The sequence below is a fragment of the Isoptericola haloaureus genome (assembly GCF_036689775.1).
In the GTDB taxonomy this organism is placed as follows: domain Bacteria; phylum Actinomycetota; class Actinomycetes; order Actinomycetales; family Cellulomonadaceae; genus Isoptericola; species Isoptericola haloaureus.
Genome location: NZ_JBAGLP010000122.1, coordinates 1 through 368, shown reverse-complemented (window position 1 = coordinate 368; position 368 = coordinate 1). Strand labels below are relative to the sequence as shown.

General features: G+C 73.6%; 1 protein-coding gene. It reads left to right on the top strand.

Translation table 11 applies throughout. From position 1 onward, the window contains the following. On the top strand, nt 1-250 hold a 250-nt coding region (gene gatC, locus V5O49_RS16995), incomplete at its 5' end, for an Asp-tRNA(Asn)/Glu-tRNA(Gln) amidotransferase subunit GatC (RefSeq protein ID WP_332903257.1). Nucleotides 251-368: the final 118 nt, after the last annotated feature.

Below are 368 nucleotides of genomic sequence, written 5' to 3'. Positions count from 1 at the left end.
GCGGATCGAGCTGCGCCCTGACGAGCTGGATCGGCTCGCCGGCGAGCTCGACGTGATCGTCGAGTCCATCGCCAAGGTGAGCCAGGTCGCGACCCCCGAGGTCCCCGCGACGAGCCATCCGCTGCCCATGTCCAACGTGTGCCGTCCCGACGTGCCCGAGCCGGCGCTGCCGGTCGACGACGTGCTCGCGGGTGCGCCGGAGGCCGAGGACGGCCGGTTCGCGGGGCCGCAGATCCGCGGGGAGGAGTGAGATGACCGACCTGCCCCGCCTGTCGGCCGCCGACCTGGCGCAGAAGCTGCGCCGGCGCGAGGTGACCAGCGTCGAGGTGACGCAGGCGTTCCTCGACCGGATCGCCGCCGTGGACGGT